This is a genomic window from Confluentibacter lentus, assembly GCF_002806995.1.
Taxonomy (GTDB): Bacteria; Bacteroidota; Bacteroidia; order Flavobacteriales; family Flavobacteriaceae; genus Confluentibacter; species Confluentibacter lentus.
The window spans coordinates 190259-209344 of sequence record NZ_NIHE01000001.1 but is presented as its reverse complement, the minus strand read 5'-3'; the positions used below and the strand labels follow the sequence as shown (position 1 = coordinate 209344).

Annotated in this window: 14 protein-coding genes; 10 read left to right on the top strand and 4 right to left on the bottom strand. The window is 35.7% G+C overall.

The annotated features are described in order from the left end of the window. Window positions 1-18: 18 nt before the first annotated feature. The 4 genes from ttcA to metK all read right to left on the bottom strand — a co-directional run bounded on the left by ttcA (window position 19) and on the right by metK (window position 5575). Window positions 19-807, bottom strand: coding sequence for a tRNA 2-thiocytidine(32) synthetase TtcA (ttcA, locus tag CDH50_RS00905; RefSeq protein ID WP_100610013.1), 789 nt, complete (start codon window positions 805-807; stop codon window positions 19-21). Window positions 808-1014: 207 nt separating this feature from the next. Next, window positions 1015-1497, bottom strand: a complete 483-nt coding sequence (locus CDH50_RS00900) for a CIA30 family protein (protein ID WP_100610012.1) — start codon at window positions 1495-1497, stop codon at window positions 1015-1017. Between the two features lie 21 nt (window positions 1498-1518). After that, window positions 1519-4170, bottom strand: a complete 2652-nt coding sequence (locus CDH50_RS00895) for a beta-mannosidase (RefSeq protein ID WP_100610011.1) — start codon at window positions 4168-4170, stop codon at window positions 1519-1521. A 151-nt stretch (window positions 4171-4321) separates the two neighbouring features. Further along, complete coding sequence (gene metK, locus CDH50_RS00890) at window positions 4322-5575, bottom strand: methionine adenosyltransferase (protein WP_100610010.1); 1254 nt, start codon at window positions 5573-5575, stop codon at window positions 4322-4324. Window positions 5576-6199: 624 nt separating this feature from the next. On the opposite strand from metK, the gene ilvD reads away from it, so the two are divergent. From ilvD to CDH50_RS00840, 10 genes are all read left to right on the top strand, one after another. Then, the gene (ilvD, locus tag CDH50_RS00885) at window positions 6200-7885 is read left to right on the top strand and encodes a dihydroxy-acid dehydratase (RefSeq protein ID WP_100610009.1); all 1686 of its coding nucleotides are present in this window, start codon (window positions 6200-6202) and stop codon (window positions 7883-7885) included. A gap of 49 nt (window positions 7886-7934) precedes the next feature. Next, entirely contained in the window at window positions 7935-9668 is a 1734-nt protein-coding gene (gene ilvB / locus CDH50_RS00880; protein ID WP_100610557.1) for a biosynthetic-type acetolactate synthase large subunit, read from the top strand. Window positions 9669-9783: 115 nt separating this feature from the next. Beyond that, window positions 9784-10320 carry an acetolactate synthase small subunit gene (ilvN, locus tag CDH50_RS00875; protein WP_100610008.1) on the top strand — a complete coding sequence of 179 codons (537 nt, stop codon included), beginning with the start codon at window positions 9784-9786 and terminating at the stop codon, window positions 10318-10320. 20 nt (window positions 10321-10340) lie between these two features. Beyond that, window positions 10341-11816, top strand: a complete 1476-nt coding sequence (gene ilvC, locus CDH50_RS00870) for a ketol-acid reductoisomerase (RefSeq protein WP_100610007.1) — start codon at window positions 10341-10343, stop codon at window positions 11814-11816. A gap of 11 nt (window positions 11817-11827) precedes the next feature. Further along, window positions 11828-13093 (top strand): threonine ammonia-lyase IlvA, encoded by a 1266-nt coding sequence (gene ilvA, locus CDH50_RS00865; RefSeq protein ID WP_100610006.1) that lies wholly within the window; start codon window positions 11828-11830, stop codon window positions 13091-13093. Window positions 13094-13261: 168 nt separating this feature from the next. Then, window positions 13262-14854, top strand: a complete 1593-nt coding sequence (locus CDH50_RS00860; RefSeq protein WP_100610005.1) for an NADP-dependent glyceraldehyde-3-phosphate dehydrogenase — start codon at window positions 13262-13264, stop codon at window positions 14852-14854. Between the two features lie 20 nt (window positions 14855-14874). Further along, window positions 14875-15405, top strand: coding sequence for an azurin (azu, locus tag CDH50_RS00855; RefSeq protein WP_100610004.1), 531 nt, complete (start codon window positions 14875-14877; stop codon window positions 15403-15405). Between the two features lie 204 nt (window positions 15406-15609). Beyond that, window positions 15610-16833, top strand: a complete 1224-nt coding sequence (locus tag CDH50_RS00850; protein WP_100610003.1) for an MFS transporter — start codon at window positions 15610-15612, stop codon at window positions 16831-16833. A gap of 18 nt (window positions 16834-16851) precedes the next feature. Next, window positions 16852-18000 (top strand): Gfo/Idh/MocA family protein, encoded by a 1149-nt coding sequence (locus CDH50_RS00845; protein WP_232731929.1) that lies wholly within the window; start codon window positions 16852-16854, stop codon window positions 17998-18000. 9 nt (window positions 18001-18009) lie between these two features. Beyond that, window positions 18010-19062 carry a sugar phosphate isomerase/epimerase family protein gene (locus tag CDH50_RS00840; RefSeq protein ID WP_100610002.1) on the top strand — a complete coding sequence of 351 codons (1053 nt, stop codon included), beginning with the start codon at window positions 18010-18012 and terminating at the stop codon, window positions 19060-19062. Window positions 19063-19086 lie beyond the last annotated feature (24 nt).

The window sequence follows — 19086 nt, the reverse complement described above, 5'->3', positions numbered from 1 at the left end:
TCTTTTCAACTTAGAATTTCAAGCGTATTCCCCAATCCTATTTTCAAGCAAATCAAAATCATAAAGATTCCGGTCTAGCAAGTGGGAAGGGTACACGTTTTGTAAGGCATGCATTATAATCGTGCTTCGGTCTGGGAATTCTGTTTCCCAATCGGTTATCATTTGCTTTACTTTTTTACGTTGTAAATTTTCTTGAGAACCACACAAATTACAAGGTATTATGGGGAACTGCATGGCATTGGCATATGCTTCAATATCACTTTCGTTACAAAATGCCAAAGGCCTAAGAATAATTAAATCGCCTGCATCATTCTTAAATTTAGGCGGCATGGTTTCCATTTTTCCAGCAAAAAAGAAGTTGAGAAAAAAGGTTTCCAATATATCATTTTTGTGATGCCCAAGTGCCAACTTATTGCATTTTAAATCTCTAGCTGCTTCATAAAGCGTCCCACGCCGTAATCTGGAACATAAACTGCAGGTGGTTTTGCCTTCAGGCGTTTTTTCCATGACGATTTTATAGGTGTTTTTCTCTATAATTTTATAGTTTACACCTAGTTCGTTCAAATAATTTGGTAAGACTTCTACAGGGAATCCAGGTTGCTTTTGGTCTAAATTAACAGCTATAATGTCAAAAGAAATAGGTGCCACTTTTTGGAAATGAAGCATCATATTTAGCAAGGTATAGCTGTCCTTTCCACCAGAAAGGCACACCATAATGCGGTCGCCTTCTTCAATCATTGAGAATTGCGCAATGGCTTCAGCAGTGGCACGTTGTATTTTTTTTGTAACCTGTTTTGTAGCTTCCATGATTGCAAAAATAATATTTAGATGGTTAGAATCAAGTAATTATTTTTTATGGATTGGTTTTTAATTTTTAAATCATAACCTAATGTCAGTTCGAGTGATTCGCCCGAAGCGAATTGTATCGAGAACAATTATAAAACTAAAAATTTGATTCTCGATACAAATTTCACACAAGAAAAATGTGTAAAATTCACTCGAATTGACAAATTTTTATACTAATTCTATGGAATCAATTTCAAGTTTAAAAGCTTCTTCTTTTTTGTTACCAATTAAAAAAGCAATAAGTGCCATTTGTTTTCCTGGATAATTTTCTATGTCTAATTTTTTACCACGAAAGGCAGGGTACATCATTGAAAAAGGAATGGTTATAGTTTCCCAATCTCCAGAAGTTTTAAAGGGAAAGATATAAGCATGTTTATCGTTTACATGTGTTTTAATACGGAATTGATATGTTTTGCCATCGCCCTTTAATTTTATAATTGTTTTAGTAAAAGTGACCACCATGATGGGGTCAAATTTATATTGAACCATGGCAAAACCACCATTGTTTTTCAGCGACACATCACCTTTAAAGACGCCTGTTTGAGTATCCCTTTTATGGATGCTGGCATTAGAAACGCCACCCATAACCGTGTCGTTTACAATCTTCCAATTAGAAATATTACTTTCAGTATTAAAATTAAATAAAGTCATAATTAAATGAAGGTGAATAAATTATCGACTCCCAAAAGCCGTTTTAATCATATTGGTAAATTGTTTTAATAAGGATATTCCCGAATCATTATAAGTATCAACCAAAGTAATCACCTTTAATTTTTCGGTAAATGTTTGTAAAGTTTCTGAGCCTGTTTTTTTAATGCTGACCGTTTTTTCGGTATTTGGTAGCATATCAAAATAATTATCAGAAAAATTATGATTGGAACCCGAAGCCAAGAAAACGTTTTTGGCTAGTTTTTTGGTTTTAAGGGTAACTATAAAGTGTTCGTTAGTTTCTGTTGTAGAAAATGTTAACTCTGGCGTTGGGAGGTTTAAGTTTTTAAATGCCGATAAATACAGGATGTTTTCTGTGATGATGGTATTATTGGCAGGATTTAATAACTCTGCTTTCAGTAATACTTTGGTAGAATCTACGGCGGTTAAAAAACCGTTCTTTAATAAACTTATGTATTTTTTTGATTGATTTTCCTTAACTTCAATGGCTTCTTCTTGTTGTTTTAAAATGGTTCCATCAAAATCTATCAAACTTATTTTTAATGTGGCTTTGATAGGTTTTAGCGAATCTGAAACCACAAATACATTCATAGCTTCTTTATTGTTTTCAAAACTGATTAAAAAGTTTTCAAAAGATTTTTTTGCGGTATAATGCAAGGCTTTCCACTTGCCATAATAATCGATGCTAGACCACGATGCCACAGGCCAGCAGTCGTTAATTTGCCAATACAAACTGCCCATGCAACGATCTCTGTTGCGTCTGTGCGCTTCAATGCCAACTTGTAAGCCATATGCTTGCAACAACTGACTTATATAAAGAAAACTCTTGAAATCTTTGGGGTCTTTGTAGTAGCGAAGGATGTAATTTTCAATGGTTTCATTTCCAATGCTAGAGCGTTGGTGTGATTTCATAACATCAGAATAAATGTTATGGTCTTCTGGAATGGTGTATTTTTCTACCGACGAAAATTCAGGAAATGATTGAAAACCGTATTCCGACATAAATCGTGGTATCGCTGTGTTGTATTTTTCAAAAGGTTCTTTGCCCCACCAAACCATCCAATAATGGGCATCGCCTTTGTCTAAAGATTCTTTTTCGCCAAAATCACTTCCTGGTGATGATGGCCAATACGGTCGTGCTGAATCATAATTAGCAACCACTTCTGGCAATATGTTGTGGAAAATAGTATCGTACGCTTTCCAAATGCTATTGGCAACGTCTTTAGATTGTTCTCTGGTAATTTTATCTTTCCATCCCCAACTTTCCCAAGCTATAAGCACTTCATTGTTTCCGCACCATAAGGCAATTGACGTGTGGTTTCTTAGCCTTTTAACATTGTCTATGGCTTCTTGCTTTATGTTTTCTAAAAAATTTTTATCATCTGGATACATGGAACAAGCGAACATGAAATCTTGCCAAACCAAAAGCCCCATTTCATCACATAATTGATAAAACTCATCATTCTCATAAATACCGCCGCCCCATACACGAATCATGTTCATATTGGCAGCTTTGGCAGAAGTTAAAATATGCTCATAATTTTCTTTTTTGGCTCTGGGTAAAAACACATCTTGAGGAATGTAATTAGCGCCTTTCATAAACACGGGATGCCCATTTACTTTAAAGTAGAATGAAGTTCCCATAGTATCTGGTTCTCTAATCAATTCAATAGTTCTGAGTCCAATTTTATGGGATTTTGTATCTACATAACCATTTGAAGTTAATCTGATTTCAACATTATATAAAAACTGTTCGCCCATGCCATTTGGCCACCATAACTGCGGATTTTCTATTTCAAAAGGAACCTTAAGTTTGTTTTTACCTATTGCTAATTGTAAATCAAGGGTGTTTATGAGTTCATTATTTACAAATACTTCAACAGTGGCTTTTTTCTGCTCTTCTGAAGATTCAACTTCAATAAAGGCCGTCATGCTGGCTTTTTCAGCAATACTGTCTTGTTGAATAAATACATCCTCAATTTTATAATCATCCCAGCTTCTAAGGGTTACGGGTTTCCAAATGCCAGAAGTAACAAGTCTAGGGCCCCAATCCCATCCATAATGATAGGCGGCTTTTCTGGTGAATAAGCTTACTTGTTTGTTGCCTTGAACCCGACCAATTTCCGAAAGGTCATTAGGAATTATAGGGAATTTATAGTTTATAGCATCGTGTTTTTCAATGCCAATATTTATGGGCGATTTAAATGTGATTTGTAGTTTGTTGTCTCCTGGTTTAAGAAATGACTTTGCATCAACCATATAATTTCGGAACATATTATCTGTTTCAAGAACTAAAGAATCGTTTAAATATACTTTGCTGTATGTATCTAGCCCAGAAAAATCCAGCTCAATATGTTGTTTTGAAATCTCTTTTTTACTGAGATTAAACGTGGTTTGGTAATGCCAATCGGTTTTATCTATCCATTGTAAATCATGCTCGTTTAAGCGATAGTATGGGTCTTTTATTTTTTCTAGAGAAAGTAAATCTGTATGAACCGTGCCGGGAACGTTTGCTGGATTCCATAGGGTATCTTGGGAATTTTTAAAACTCCAATCCTTATCTAATTTAATCTCTGAAACCGAAGAAACTTTACAACTCAATATGCATAGTATGATTAAAAGTGAAAGTAGTCCATAATTTATGAATTTATGCATTGCATAATTTTTTAATGCCCATGTGGTTAGTTTAAAAAGGTTTTTATATAAGCAGGTAAACGAAAGTAATAGAAAATTAATTCAAATTCAAATAAACAAAAAAGACTGCGTGTTATGGCAGTCTTTCCTATAAATTTATTTAGAAGATGGCTTAAAGTCCAAAAGCTTCTTTTACTTTATCTACATAATCCAGTTTTTCCCAAGTAAACAATTCTACCTCTAAAGTTATTGATTCTCCAGTAGGTTGTTTAAATGTTTTGGTAACGGTTTCATTTTTTCGTCCCATGTGTCCGTAAGCAGCAGTTTCGCTATATATTGGTGAGCGTAATTTTAAACGTTCTTCGATAGCAAACGGACGCATATCGAATATTTTGGAAACTATTTCCGCAATTTCCCCATCGGTCATGTTAAACGGGCAAGTTCCATAAGTATTAATGAAAATACCCATAGGCTCTACCACGCCAATAGCATAACTAACTTGAACTAAAACTTCATCGGCAACACCAGCAGCAACCAAATTTTTAGCAATATGACGTGTTGCATACGCTGCGCTTCTATCCACTTTACTTGGGTCTTTTCCAGAGAATGCACCGCCGCCATGAGCACCTTTTCCGCCATAGGTGTCCACAATAATTTTACGACCTGTTAATCCTGTATCACCATGTGGCCCACCAATCACAAATTTTCCGGTTGGGTTTATGTGATAAGTTATATTATCATTAAACAAGGCTTGGAGATTTTGCGGTAATTTAGCTTTTACACGTGGAATTAAAATACCAACAATATCTTTTCTGATTTTAGCGAGCATGGTATCATCATCTGCAAAATCATCATGTTGTGTTGATAAAACAATAGCATCAATACGTTGAGGTATATTATCATCACTGTATTCAATAGTTACCTGACTTTTAGAATCTGGTCTTAGATATGTAATCTCTTTATTTTCTCTGCGTAATGCAGCAAGTTCAATCAATATTCTGTGTGATAAATCCAATGCCAAAGGCATGTAGTTTTCAGTTTCATTGGTAGCGTAACCAAACATCATACCTTGATCTCCCGCTCCTTGTTGCTCTTTTGTCGCTCTGTCAACCCCGCGATTGATGTCGTCAGATTGCTCATGTATTGCTGAAAACACGCCGCAAGAATTACCATCAAACATATATTCGCTTTTTGTATAGCCAATTTTGTTGATAGTATCTCTGGCTATTTTTTGAACGTCTAAGTAGGTGTTTGATTTTACTTCACCGGCAAGTACCACTTGTCCTGTGGTTACTAGAGTTTCACAAGCAACTTTAGAGTTAACATCAAATGCTAAAAAGTTATCGATTAAAGCATCACTAATTTGATCTGCTACTTTGTCTGGGTGACCTTCAGATACGCTTTCCGAGGTAAATAAATATGCCATTTAATTATGTATTATAAGGGCGATTTGACGATAACGTCTCAGGGAGTTTTCACTGCCTTTAGCATTTTTATTTATGTTGAACTTGTTTAAGTACTTTTTAAAAGAAGTTCTACATAAAGAGGTTGCAATCAGTCAAATCTTTCCTCTATTATTTCTTACGGCAAAAGTAAAAAAATAAAAGGAAAAACAAATTGATTTTTATTTTTTATGAAAAAGATTAGGTTATTTATTTTTAAATCCAAATCTTTGTATAACAAAAATGAAAAAACAAATTTTAAATATAGTTTCTGTCATCGTCATTGTGGTCATTTCACAACGATAGGGAGCTTATTTAATTATCATAGAGATTTAAAGCCTTCCCTAAAACGGAAGGTTTTTTTATGAAGATTTTTTTGATATTGGACATCATAAAAAAAATGAATTAAATAATTGATTATAAATGATTTAAATGATTTTTATTAGCTGTGAATTTAACCGAGTATAGTTATGAATCATCAGACTAAAGCGGTAAAGATTTAATTTTGGGAACTCATTTTAAATGATTATTGAATTTTTAATGAAATTCTTAAAAACTTAAAATATTAGTAATTAACCAATTATAGAGCTTAAATTTCTATAAAGAATATGAAAGAACTTAATAAATATAGTAAAAGATTAACTCAAGATGAATCTCAACCAGCATCCCAAGCCATGTTATATGCTGTGGGTTTGTCCGATGAAGATATGAATAAAGCCCAAGTGGGCATTGCTAGTACGGGATATGATGGAAATCCGTGCAATATGCATTTAAATGGTTTAGCGGCTGAGGTTAAAATCGAGTGTAAAATTGCTGGTTTAGTAGGTTTAGGATTTAATACTATTGGTGTTAGTGATGGGATTTCTATGGGAACTTCAGGGATGAATTATTCTTTAGTGTCCCGTGATATTATTGCAGACTCTATTGAAACGGTTATGAATGCCCAAAGTTATGATGCGCTTATATCTGTTGTGGGTTGCGATAAAAATATGCCAGGAGCGGTTATTGCGATGTTGCGTTTAAACCGACCTTCCATAATGATGTACGGGGGTACCATTGCTTCAGGTAAATATAAAGGAAGAAAATTAAATATTGTTTCGGCTTTTGAAGCTTTGGGACAAAAAGTGGCGGGTGAAATTGGTGAAGAAGAATATAGGGAAATTATAAAAAGTGCCATTCCAGGTGCTGGAGCATGTGGCGGTATGTACACGGCTAATACGATGGCCTCAGCCATAGAATGTATGGGTTTTGCACTGCCTTATAATTCGTCCATTCCTGCTGAAAACCCGAATAAATTATCAGAAAGCGAACGTACTGCCATCGCTATCAAAAATCTTTTGGAACTGGATTTAAAACCTTTAGATATTATTTCTAAAAAATCCATTGAAAATGCTATTGCGTTGGTAAACGCTCTTGGGGGTTCTACAAATGCCGTGTTGCATTTCTTGGCGATTGCACATGCTGCGGATATTGAGTTTACTTTAGAAGATTTTCAACGTGTTAGTGATAGGACGCCATTGATAGCGGATTTAAAACCTAGTGGAAAATACTTAATGGAAGATGTTCATGGTATCGGTGGAACGCCTGCTGTGATGAAATATTTACTGGATAATGGCTATTTGCATGGTGATTGTATGACCGTAACAGGAAAAACCTTGGCTGAAAATTTGAAAGATGTGGAGCCGCTGAAGTTTGATAATGATCAAGATGTTATTTATCCAAAAGATAAGGCTTTAAAGTCTTCAGGGAATTTGCAAATTCTTTATGGAAACTTAGCGACTGAAGGTGCTGTGGCGAAAATATCAGGAAACGAAGGATTAGTGTTTGAAGGAAAAGCGGTTGTTTATGATGGTGAGCAAGCTGCCAATACAGGGATTTCAAATGGGGAAGTCGAAAAAGGAGATGTCGTCGTCATTCGATATGTTGGGCCAAAAGGTGGTCCTGGGATGCCAGAAATGTTAAAACCCACCTCACTTATTATGGGTGCAGGTTTAGGAAAATCAGTTGCATTAATAACTGATGGACGTTTTTCTGGAGGTACCCATGGTTTCGTTGTGGGGCATATCACGCCTGAAGCACAAAATGGTGGTGCCATAGGATTACTAAAAACGGGCGATAGAATCAAAATCAGTGCTGAAGACAATTCAATAAATGTTTTAATTTCAGATGAAGAATTAGCTGAAAGAAAAGCTAAATGGGTAGAACCAGCGTTAAAACATAATAAAGGTATATTGTATAAATATGCAAAATCAGTAGCATCCGCCTCAAAAGGTTGTGTCACTGACGCATTCTAAATAGAAATTTTTTCATTTCCGCAAAGGCGGAAATCTCAATATAATGAGTATGAAAACAGAAACAGCAAATAAAACACAAAACGTGACTGAAAAAACAGAACGAATCACAGGTAGTGAAGCTATTATTAGATGTCTAATAGCAGAAGGTGTTGATATCCTTTATGGGTATCCCGGCGGTGCTATCATGCCAGTGTATGATGAACTATACAAGTTCAAAGATCAAATAAGCCATATTTTAACACGTCACGAACAAGGTGCAGCACACGCTGCCCAAGGTTATGCCCGTATTTCTGGTAAAGTGGGTGTTGCGATGGCAACATCGGGTCCAGGTGCTACCAATTTGGTAACAGGTATTGCCGATGCACAAATAGACTCCACACCTTTAGTTTGCATTACGGGTCAAGTGGCGTCCCATTTATTGGGAAGTGATGCTTTTCAAGAAACGGATATTGTGGGTATTTCTACCCCTGTTACAAAATGGAACTGCCAAGTTACCAAAGCTTCAGAAATACCTGAAGTTTTAGCAAAAGCATTTTACATCGCAAAAAGCGGAAGACCAGGTCCTGTTTTGGTCGATATCACTAAAGATGCCCAATTTGGGGAACTGGATTTTAAATACGAAAAGTGCAAAGGAGTAAGAAGTTATAAACCTGTTCCAGATACCGATTTAGAGGCTGTTTCCAAAGCGGCTGAGTTAATTAACAATGCAAAAAAGCCATTTATTGTTTGGGGTCAAGGGATTATATTAGGTCAGGCAGAAGAACAATTAAAAGCCGTTATTGAAAAAGCAGGTATTCCATCGGCCTGGACGATTCTTGGAGCTTCAGCAATACCAACATCGCATCCTCTAAATGTTGGCATGGTTGGTATGCATGGTAATTATGCGCCCAATATGATGACTAATGAATGCGACGTGTTAATTGCCATAGGTATGCGTTTTGACGACCGAGTGACGGGCAATTTAAGTACTTATGCAAAACAAGCTAAGATTGTTCATTTTGAAATTGATCCAGCTGAAGTTGATAAAAACGTAAAAACGGATGTGGCTGTTTTAGGTGATGCTAAATCGAGTCTTAGTGCATTATTGCCTTTATTAAATGAAAACACACATACTGAATGGCATCAAAAATTTAAGGATTTATACGCCATTGAATTTGAAAAAGTAATTAATGATGATATTAATCCTACCAAAGAAGGATTAACAATGGGTGAAGTATTAAAGCAAATCAACATAGAGAGTAAAGGTAATGCGGCTATTGTATCCGATGTGGGTCAACATCAAATGATTGCCTGTCGTTATTCCGAATTCAATATCACGAAAAGTAATATCACTTCTGGCGGATTAGGAACCATGGGCTTTGCGCTTCCTGCGGCTATTGGCGCAAAAATGGCTGCACCAGATAGAGAAGTGGTCGCTATTATTGGAGACGGTGGTTATCAAATGACCATTCAAGAACTTGGAACTATTTTTCAGAATAAAGTACCGGTAAAAATCGTAGTTTTGAACAATGAATTTTTAGGCATGGTGCGTCAATGGCAACAGTTGTTTTTTGATAAAAGATATGCGTCGACCGAAATGACAAATCCGGATTTTGTGACCATCGCTAAAGGATATTACATTGAAGGCAAGCGCGTAACAAAAAGAGAGGAATTAGCTGCTGCCGTAAAAGAAATGATCGCATCAAAAGATGCGTATTTCCTTGAGGTTTGTGTAGAGAAGGAAGATAATGTGTTCCCAATGATACCATCGGGCGCTTCTGTTTCAGATATCCGTTTAAGTTAATTGAAGAAACAAGAGTAGAGATAAAAGAATATAGAAAAACGAGAAGTATGAAAGCATCTAGAACAAGATTATAAAGGTCTTTTTTCTTTCATCTATTCTCTAACATCTTTTAAAAATGAACGAAGAAATCAAATCATTCACCATTTCGGTTTATACCGAAAACAATATTGGGTTGCTTAATCGCATATCTGCCATTTTTCAGCGCAGACATATCAATATTGAAAGCTTAACAACGTCTCAATCTGAAATTGAAAACGTCAATAGATTCGTTATTGTTGTAAATATCACAGAAAATCAAGCGATTAAAGTGGTTAAGCAAATAGAAAAACAAGTAGAAGCCTTAAAAGCTTATTATCATACAGATGAAGAAACCATTTATACGGAGTCTTGTATGTTTAAAATAAAATCTGATTTATTGTTTGAAGAACCTCAAATTCAGAATATTATAAAAGATAGTAACGCAAGAATCGTAACGGTTAACAAAAAGTTTTTTGTACTTGAAAAATCAGGCAGACGCCATGAAATTGAATTATTACGAAGAGAACTCAATGTTTTCGGAATTATGCAATTTGTGCGTTCAGGGAGAATTGCCGTAACAAAAGAAGAAATGAAAATAAGTGAAATGCTATCAGCATTCAATAACCAATTATAACATAAAAACAACATTTAAGAATGGGAAATTATTTTAATACATTGTCGTTAAGAGATAAATTAAATCAATTGTCGAAGTGTAGATTTATGGAAACTGCAGAATTTGCAGATGGCGTAGGGGTTTTAAAAGGTAAAAAAATTGTCATCGTAGGTTGTGGTGCGCAAGGTTTAAACCAAGGATTGAATATGAGGGATTCTGGTTTGGATATTTCTTATACTTTACGTGCCGAAGCTATTAAAGAAAAACGGGCATCGTATATAAATGCGACTGAAAACGGATTTAAAGTTGGGACTTATGAAGAATTGATTCCTACGGCCGATTTAGTATTGAATTTAACTCCAGATAAACAACATACAGGTGTTATCAAAGCGATCATGCCATTAATGAAAAAAGGTGCAACCTTATCATATTCCCACGGATTTAATATTGTTGAAGAAGGCACGCAAATCCGTAAAGACTTAACCGTTATTATGGTAGCGCCAAAATGTCCAGGAACAGAGGTAAGGGAAGAATATAAAAGAGGTTTTGGTGTACCAACGTTAATCGCTGTACATGAAGAAAACGATCCAGAAGGTAAAGGTTGGGCGCAAGCGAAGGCTTATGCTGCTGCTACTGGTGGTGATAGAGCTGGTGTTTTGGCATCGTCTTTCGTAGCTGAGGTGAAAAGTGATTTAATGGGTGAACAAACGATTCTGTGTGGATTGTTGCAAACAGGTTCTATTCTTTGTTTTGATAAAATGATTGAAAAAGGAATCGATGCTGGCTATGCTTCAAAATTAATTCAATACGGTTGGGAAACTGTTACAGAAGGTCTTAAATATGGTGGTATTACCAATATGATGGATAGACTTTCAAACCCAGCAAAAATAAAAGCGTTTGAGCTTTCGGAAGAATTAAAAGATATCATGCGTCCGTTATTCCAAAAACACATGGATGATATTATGGAAGGCAACTTCTCTAAAGGCATGATGGAAGATTGGGCTAATGATGATAAAAACTTATTAGGTTGGAGAGCGGCGACTGCTGAAACGGCTTTTGAAAAAACACCTGCCGGTAATGTGACTATTTCTGAACAGGAGTATTATGATCATGGCGTTTTAATGGTGGCATTTGTTAGAGCTGGTGTGGAACTTGCTTTTGAAGCGATGACCGATTCTGGAATTATTGATGCATCCGCTTATTACGAATCATTACACGAAACGCCGCTTATTGCAAATACTATTGCAAGAAAGAAATTGTATGAAATGAACCGCGTTATTTCTGATACTGCTGAATACGGCTGTTATTTGTTCGATCATGCTTGTAAACCTCTATTGGGCGATTTCATGAAGAAAATTGATACCGATGTTATTGGTAAAGCCTATGCAAAAGACAATGGCAAAAGTGTTGATAACGCGAAGTTAATCCAAGTCAATGCGGCATTAAGAAGCCATCCTGTTGAGAAAATAGGAACGTTTTTAAGAGCTTCCATGAAAGCTATGAAACCTATAGTTTAATACATAAATTTATGAACAAGGAAAAGACCACATATTTTCCTAGTATTAAGAATATTAAAGTAGCTGCCGATACCATTAAAAAGGTATCGGCAGTTACGCCTTTAAGCCCTAGCGAAAGATATTCAAAAGAGTTTGGAGCAAACATTTTGTTGAAACGTGAAGATCTTCAGCAAGTACGTTCCTATAAAATTAGAGGGGCTTATAATAAAATAAGTTCGCTAACAACAGCGGAATCCAAAAACGGTGTCGTTTGTGCCAGTGCGGGCAATCATGCTCAAGGCGTTGCTTTATCTTGTAAATTATTGAAGATTAAAGGCACTATTTACATGCCCACCCCCACACCAAATCAAAAAATCGAACAGGTTAAAATGTTTGGTGAGGATTTTATAGACATCAAGTTGTTTGGTGATACCTATGATGATGCGTATCATGCGTCTATGCTAGAATGCAAAGAGCTCAATAAGACCTTCATCCATCCTTTTGATGATGAAAAAGTCATTGAAGGCCAAGCCACCATTGGACTGGAAATTTTAGAACAAGCTACAGAACCCATTGATTATGCATTCATAGCAGTTGGCGGTGGAGGATTAGCGGCGGGTTTATCTACTGTTTTTAAAGAATTATCACCCAATACTAAAATCATTGGTGTGGAGCCTGAAGGCGCACCTTCTATGTCCGTCTCTATAAAAAACAAAAAAAATACCGAACTTCAACATATTGAAAAATTTGTTGACGGAGCAGCGGTAAAACGTGTTGGTGATCTCACCTTTCCGATTTGTAAAGAGAATCTCCATGACATGATTACCGTTCCAGAAGGAAAAGTATGTCAAACCATTTTAGAGCTTTATAATAAAGATGCTATTGTTGTGGAGCCAGCTGGCGCTTTAAGTATTTCTGCATTAGATTTTTATGCTGAAGCAATAAAAGGTAAAAACGTGGTTTGTGTGATTAGTGGAGGTAATAATGACATTACCAGAACAGCAGAAATAAAAGAACGCGCCTTATTATACGCCAATTTAAAACATTATTTTATTGTGAAATTTCCGCAACGTGCTGGTGCATTAAGAGAGTTTGTTGTGGATATTCTTGGGCCAACAGACGATATCACGCATTTTGAATATACCAAAAAAACAAATCGTGAAAATGGCGCAGCCTTAGTTGGAATTGAACTAAAATCCGCCAAAGATTTAGAGCCATTAATAACAAAAATGAAACAGCGCAACTTTTTTGGGGATTATCTTAATGATAAACCTGACTTATTTCAGTTTTTAGTCTGATATTAGGCGTTAAATTTATTCCCGAAATCGATTTCGGTTTATGCATTTTTTATGCATTTTCCCTAAGTGTTAAGAATACAGTATTTTTTTGTAGATGTTCTTTTTTAAAAAGCTCATAATTAAAAATATAGGTATCTTAGCGATACATTTTATATATAAATTTTCATCATGACTACAACATTTTCAGAAATACCAGAAGCATATAAAATCAATTCTCTTTTACATCAAAAATCCTATTTGGTTGCAGGAGAACTTAAACAATGGCAAGGTGATACTTCCGAAGTCTATTCGACTATTTCTTCTACTGAAGTATATAAACCTACCTTATTAGGTACTGTTCCCGAACTTGGTGCCAAAGAAGCTTTGGACGCTTTAAATGCAGCACATGAAGCTTATGATAAAGGACAAGGTTTGTGGCCAACCATGAAGGTGGTAGACCGCATTGCTTGTATGGAAAATTTTGTCAAGCTTATGAAGACCAAAAGAGAAGAGGTCGTTAAGCTTTTGATGTGGGAAATTGGGAAAAATCTGCCTGATTCACAAAAAGAATTTGATAGAACGGTTGATTATATAAATGACACTATTGAAGCTTATAAACAAATAGACAGGGATTCAGCCAAGTTTGAAAAAAATGATGGGGTATATGCACACATCCGTAGAGGCCCTCTCGGAGTTGTTTTATGTTTAGGACCATATAATTACCCACTTAATGAAACCTTTACCTTGCTTATTCCTGCGTTGATTATGGGTAATACGGTTATATTTAAACCTGCTAAATTAGGCGTGCTTTTAATTTGTCCTTTACTTGATGCGTTTCAAAAAAGTTTTCCTAAAGGTGTGGTGAACATCATCTATGGACGTGGGCGCGTATTGGCTACACCCATAATGGAATCTGGAAAAGTAGATGTATTGGCATTAATAGGAAATAGCAAAGCGGCGAATGCACTACAAGAAAGTCACCCAAAAAAGAATAGATTACGTCTGGTATTAGGCTTAGAAGCTAAAAATCCGGCGATTGTGTTAGCGGATGCCGATTTAGATTTAGCCGTAGATGAATGTATTGCAGGAACGTTGTCTTTCAATGGTCAACGTTGTACGGCGTTGAAGGTATTATACGTTCATGAATCTATTGTAGAAGAGTTTAACAGACGTTTTTCATTTAAAGTAGATTCGTTAAAATTTGGAAATCCTTGGGAACCTGGAGTAAAGTTGACACCACTTCCAGAAGTTGATAAACCAGCTTATATACAAGAATTAATTGATGATGCCATTAGTAAAGGCGCCAAAATTCTTAACAAAAAAGGAGGCGAAAGGTCTGAGAACTTTATTTACCCAGCAGTATTATATCCTGTTAAAAAAGATATGCGGGTTTTTAATGAAGAGCAATTTGGGCCAGTGATTCCAGTGGTTTCTTTTTCAGATATTGATGAGCCTTTGGATGATATGGCAGAATCAAATTATGGTCAGCAAGTCAGTTTGTTTGGAAAAAATGTTAATACATTATCACCATTAATAGATACTTTAGTAAATTTGGTGTGTCGAGTAAATTTGAATAGTTCTTGTCAACGTGGACCGGATGTATATCCATTCACAGGTAGAAAAGACTCAGCAGTGAGTACCTTAAGTGTGCATGATGCGTTAAGGTCTTTCTCTATCAGAACATTTGTAGCATCAAAAGATAACGAGTATAATAATGCTATTTTGAATGAGTTGTTAAACAAAAAAACGTCAAATTTTATAAGTACAGATTACATTTTATAAAACAAAAACTAAATTTAAGCATGAACAAGAGACACATTAACTATGTATTGGTTACTATTTTTTCACTAGTTGTTTTGACAAGTTGTGGTGGAGAAAAGAAAGAGGAAAAGCAAAAAGAAACAATTAAATTAGGGGTTCAAAAAGAAGAAGAACCACAAGCGGAAGTTAGTAGTAACGTTACTGAAATTGTTATTAACGGCGACGATATGATGAAATTTGATTTAGCTGAAATCAAAGTGAAAGCAGGTCAGAAAATAAAAATAACATTAAGGCACAAAGGTAAGATGGATGCCAATGTAATGGGGCACAACTTAGTAATACTTAAACAAGGTGTTGATATGACTGAATTTGCAACTAAAGCAGCTGTTGCTAGAGATACCAAATACATTCCTGCAGGTTCTGAAAATGATATTGTAGCGCATACCGATTTAATTGGAGGTGGGCAAACATCATCTGTAGAATTTGATGCTCCTGAAGCTGGAACTTACGATTTTTTGTGTAGCTTCCCTGGTCATTACGCTTTAATGAAAGGTAAGTTTATTGTTGAATAACGATTTTAATTGAGTGATTTTTCACTTAATGAAAAGCCCTTTTTTAAGGGCTTTTTTATTTTTAGATTGTCAATGATTTAAAAAAATATGTTAAAAAAGGTATTTTGAATTATTTAATATGATGAGTTTAATAAATATATTTATTTTTATTGAAGAAATTGCTATTTTACATGGCAATTAACAAACCAACTAAACCAAATAATTATGAAAGAAGTAAATAAAAACAAAATTTTCTTAGCTGCTTGTATTTCACTAGTAGTAACCTCTATGACATTTGCTATTAGAGCAGGAATCCTAACCCAATTAGGTACTGATTTTGAAATTTCAAATGAAAAATTAGGATGGATTAACAGTATGGCGTTTTTAGGATTTCCGCTAGCGATGATTATTGGAGGGCTTTTGTATAATTCTATAGGTGCTAAAAAATTGATGACCGTTGCGTTTATATGTCATATTTTAGGATTGATTTTAACTATCTATGCTGGTGGATTTTGGACGTTAATTATCTCAACTTTTTTTATTGGATTTGCTAATGGATCCGTTGAGGCAGCTTGTAACCCCATGATTGCAGATATGTATACAAACAATAGAACGGCGATGCTAAACAAATTCCATGTTTGGTTTCCTGGAGGACTTGTAATAGGCGCTTTGGTATCTCAATTAATGACAAGTAATGGAATGGGTTGGCAAATGCAAATTGCTGTCATGTTAATTCCAACATTAATTTATGGATATTTGGTGTTTTCCCAAAAATTCCCTGAAGGCGATAATATTGAATCCAACACATCCCAAAATATCAAAGCATTAGCAAATCCTTTGTATATTTTTATATTATTATGCATGTCATTAACAGCCGTATCTGAATTCATTCCTCAACAATGGGTGGAAAAAATATTAGGTAGTTCAGGTGCAAGTCCTATGTTAGTGTTGGCTTTGGTTACTGGAATTATGGCTTTGGGACGTTTCTTCGCAGGGCCGATTGTGCATAAATTAAATCCCATAGGCGTATTATGGATGTCCGCCATTACTACAACAGTAGCCATTTATTTAATGAGTATTGCTGATGGTGCTTTGATTTACGCAGCTGCAGCTTTATTTGCGCTTGGGGTTTGTTATTTCTGGCCGACAATGATTGGTTTTATATCTGAATATACTTCAAAAACAGGTGCTTTAGGAATGTCGTTAGTAGGCGGTATGGGTATGTTTGCAACATCAATTTGGAATCCCATTATTGGTTCTATGCTAGATACGGAGAAACAAAGTGCCTTGGCATCAGGATTGGTAGGTGCTGCCGCAGATATTGTGGCGGGTAAATCCATATTAGGATTTATGGTTTACTTCCCTTTAACATTAGTAGTATTATTTGGAATATTATTTTTTATGCGTAAAAAAATCGAGGAAAAAAGAATTCCACAAACAGGACATTAAATTATTAAGATTTAAAAAATGAGTAAAAAATTAAGAATGGGAATGATTGGTGGAGGCACGGGATCATTCATTGGTGATGTACACAGAAAAGCAGCTTCCATTGACGGATTAATTGAATTGGTATGTGGTGCTTTCAGTAGTAATTCAGAAAAATCAATTCAATCAGGGAAAAATTTATTTCTTTCAGAAAACAGATGTTACGGAAGCTATGAAGAAATGATTTTAAAGGAAAAAGAATTGCCAGAGGATGTTAGAATGGATTTCGTTGCCATAGTAACGCCTAATCACATGCATTTTCCACCGGCAAAATTTGCTCTGGAACATGGTTTCCATGTGGTTTGCGATAAACCAGTGACGCTGACTTTAGATGAAGCTACAGAACTTCAAAAAGTCATAGATAAAAGCGGTAAACTATTTGCATTAACACACAACTATACAGGCAATGCGATGGTGAAACAAGCCAAAGCCATGGTGCATAATGGCGATTTAGGAAACATTAGAAAAATACAAGTACAATATTTACAAGGTTGGTTATCTACCTCTGTCGAAAGCACGGATAATAAGCAAGCTGCTTGGCGTACAGACCCAAAACGTTCTGGTATTGGCGGCGCTTTGGGTGATATTGGAACCCATGCAGAAAATTTAGTGGAATATATTACGGGTTTAAAAATAGAAGAATTAGCAGCCGATCTTGGTAGATTTGGCAAAGGCAGAACTTTAGATGACGATGGTAATTTATTGCTTCGTATGGAAAACGGTGCTAAAGGAACCATGTCCATTTCCCAAATTGCTTTAGGCGAAGAAAATAACTTAGCCATTAGAGTGTATGGTGAAAAAGGAAGCATTGAGTGGCATCAAGAAAATCCAAATGAATTAATCACCCGTTGGTTAGATAAACCAAAACAAATTTTCACGCCTAACGGAAATGGTTTATATCCAGAATCAACGTCAGTTACTAGAATTCCGGCGGGACATCCAGAAGGTTATTTAGAGGCATTTGCGACTATTTACAAGAATTTTGCAACACATTTAATGGCTCTTAAAGACGGGAAAAACATTAAAAAACCAGATTATCCAACCGTAGAAGATGGTATAAGAGGCATGAAGTTCATTTACGCTTCTGTAGAAAGTGATAAAAATAATGCCGCTTGGGTAAAACTAAATTAAAACAAAAACATGAAAACATTAAAAGGACCTGCTGTTTTCTTAGCGCAATTCGCAGGAAGTGAAGCACCATTCAACAGTTTGGATGGCATGTGCCAATGGGCAGCAGATTTAGGGTATAAAGGTATTCAAATCCCTACATGGGAAACAAATTTAATAGATGTTGAAAAGGCTGCTGAAAGCCAAACCTATTGCGATGAATTAAAAGGAAAAGTCAATTCGTATGGTTTGGAAATCACAGAATTATCTACACATTTACAAGGGCAATTGGTAGCTGTTCATCCAGCTTATGATACTATGTTTGATGGTTTTGCTCCAGAGAAATTCAGAAATAATCCGAAAGCTAGAACCGAATGGGCCATCGATTTTGTGAAAAAATCCGGAACTGCAAGCGGACGATTAGGTTTAAAAGCGCATGCGACGTTTTCGGGCGGATTTTTATGGCATACCGTTTATCCATGGCCACAACGTACAAAAGGGCTTGTAGACATGGGATTTGAAGAATTGGCTAAACGTTGGTTGCCCATTTTAAATCATTTTGATGAACATGGGGTTGACGTTTGTTATGAAATCCATCCAGGTGAAGATTTACATGATGGTATTTCTTTTGAACGTTTCTTAAAAGCGACGGGTAATCATAAACGCGCTAACATTCTTTATGACCCGAGTCATTACGTCCTTCAGCAATTGGATTATTTAACGTTTATTGATTATTACCATGAACGTATTAAAGCATTCCACGTGAAAGATGCGGAATTTAATCCCACAGGAAAACAAGGTGTTTATGGAGGCTATTCTGACTGGGCCGACCGAGCTGGACGTTTTCGTTCGCTAGGTGACGGACAAGTAGATTTTAAAAGTATTTTCTCCAAATTAACCAAATACAAGTGTGATGTTTGGGCTGTTATGGAATGGGAATGCTGCATCAAATCTTCTGAGCAAGGTGCAAGGGAAGGTGCGCCGTTCATTCAAAGCCATATTATTGAAGCTGCAGAAAGAAGTTTTGATGATTTTGCTGGTGGCGATGTTGATAAAGAGCATCTAAAGAAAATTTTAGGATTATGAACATCAGAAGAACAAGTTTATCAC

What these genes read in the sequence shown, in the direction of transcription:
- CDH50_RS00840 (WP_100610002.1), top strand. Translation starts at nt 18,010, where the DNA reads ATGAAAACATTAAAAGGACCTGCTGTTTTCTTAGCGCAATTCGCAGGA.
- ilvN (WP_100610008.1), top strand. Translation starts at nt 9,784, where the DNA reads ATGAACGAAGAAATCAAATCATTCACCATTTCGGTTTATACCGAAAAC.
- ilvD (WP_100610009.1), top strand. Translation starts at nt 6,200, where the DNA reads ATGAAAGAACTTAATAAATATAGTAAAAGATTAACTCAAGATGAATCT.
- CDH50_RS00895 (WP_100610011.1), bottom strand. Translation starts at nt 4,170, where the DNA reads ATGCATAAATTCATAAATTATGGACTACTTTCACTTTTAATCATACTA.
- azu (WP_100610004.1), top strand. Translation starts at nt 14,875, where the DNA reads ATGAACAAGAGACACATTAACTATGTATTGGTTACTATTTTTTCACTA.
- ilvA (WP_100610006.1), top strand. Translation starts at nt 11,828, where the DNA reads ATGAACAAGGAAAAGACCACATATTTTCCTAGTATTAAGAATATTAAA.
- CDH50_RS00845 (WP_232731929.1), top strand. Translation starts at nt 16,852, where the DNA reads ATGAGTAAAAAATTAAGAATGGGAATGATTGGTGGAGGCACGGGATCA.
- metK (WP_100610010.1), bottom strand. Translation starts at nt 5,575, where the DNA reads ATGGCATATTTATTTACCTCGGAAAGCGTATCTGAAGGTCACCCAGAC.
- CDH50_RS00900 (WP_100610012.1), bottom strand. Translation starts at nt 1,497, where the DNA reads ATGACTTTATTTAATTTTAATACTGAAAGTAATATTTCTAATTGGAAG.
- CDH50_RS00850 (WP_100610003.1), top strand. Translation starts at nt 15,610, where the DNA reads ATGAAAGAAGTAAATAAAAACAAAATTTTCTTAGCTGCTTGTATTTCA.
- ilvB (WP_100610557.1), top strand. Translation starts at nt 7,935, where the DNA reads ATGAAAACAGAAACAGCAAATAAAACACAAAACGTGACTGAAAAAACA.
- ilvC (WP_100610007.1), top strand. Translation starts at nt 10,341, where the DNA reads ATGGGAAATTATTTTAATACATTGTCGTTAAGAGATAAATTAAATCAA.
- ttcA (WP_100610013.1), bottom strand. Translation starts at nt 807, where the DNA reads ATGGAAGCTACAAAACAGGTTACAAAAAAAATACAACGTGCCACTGCT.
- CDH50_RS00860 (WP_100610005.1), top strand. Translation starts at nt 13,262, where the DNA reads ATGACTACAACATTTTCAGAAATACCAGAAGCATATAAAATCAATTCT.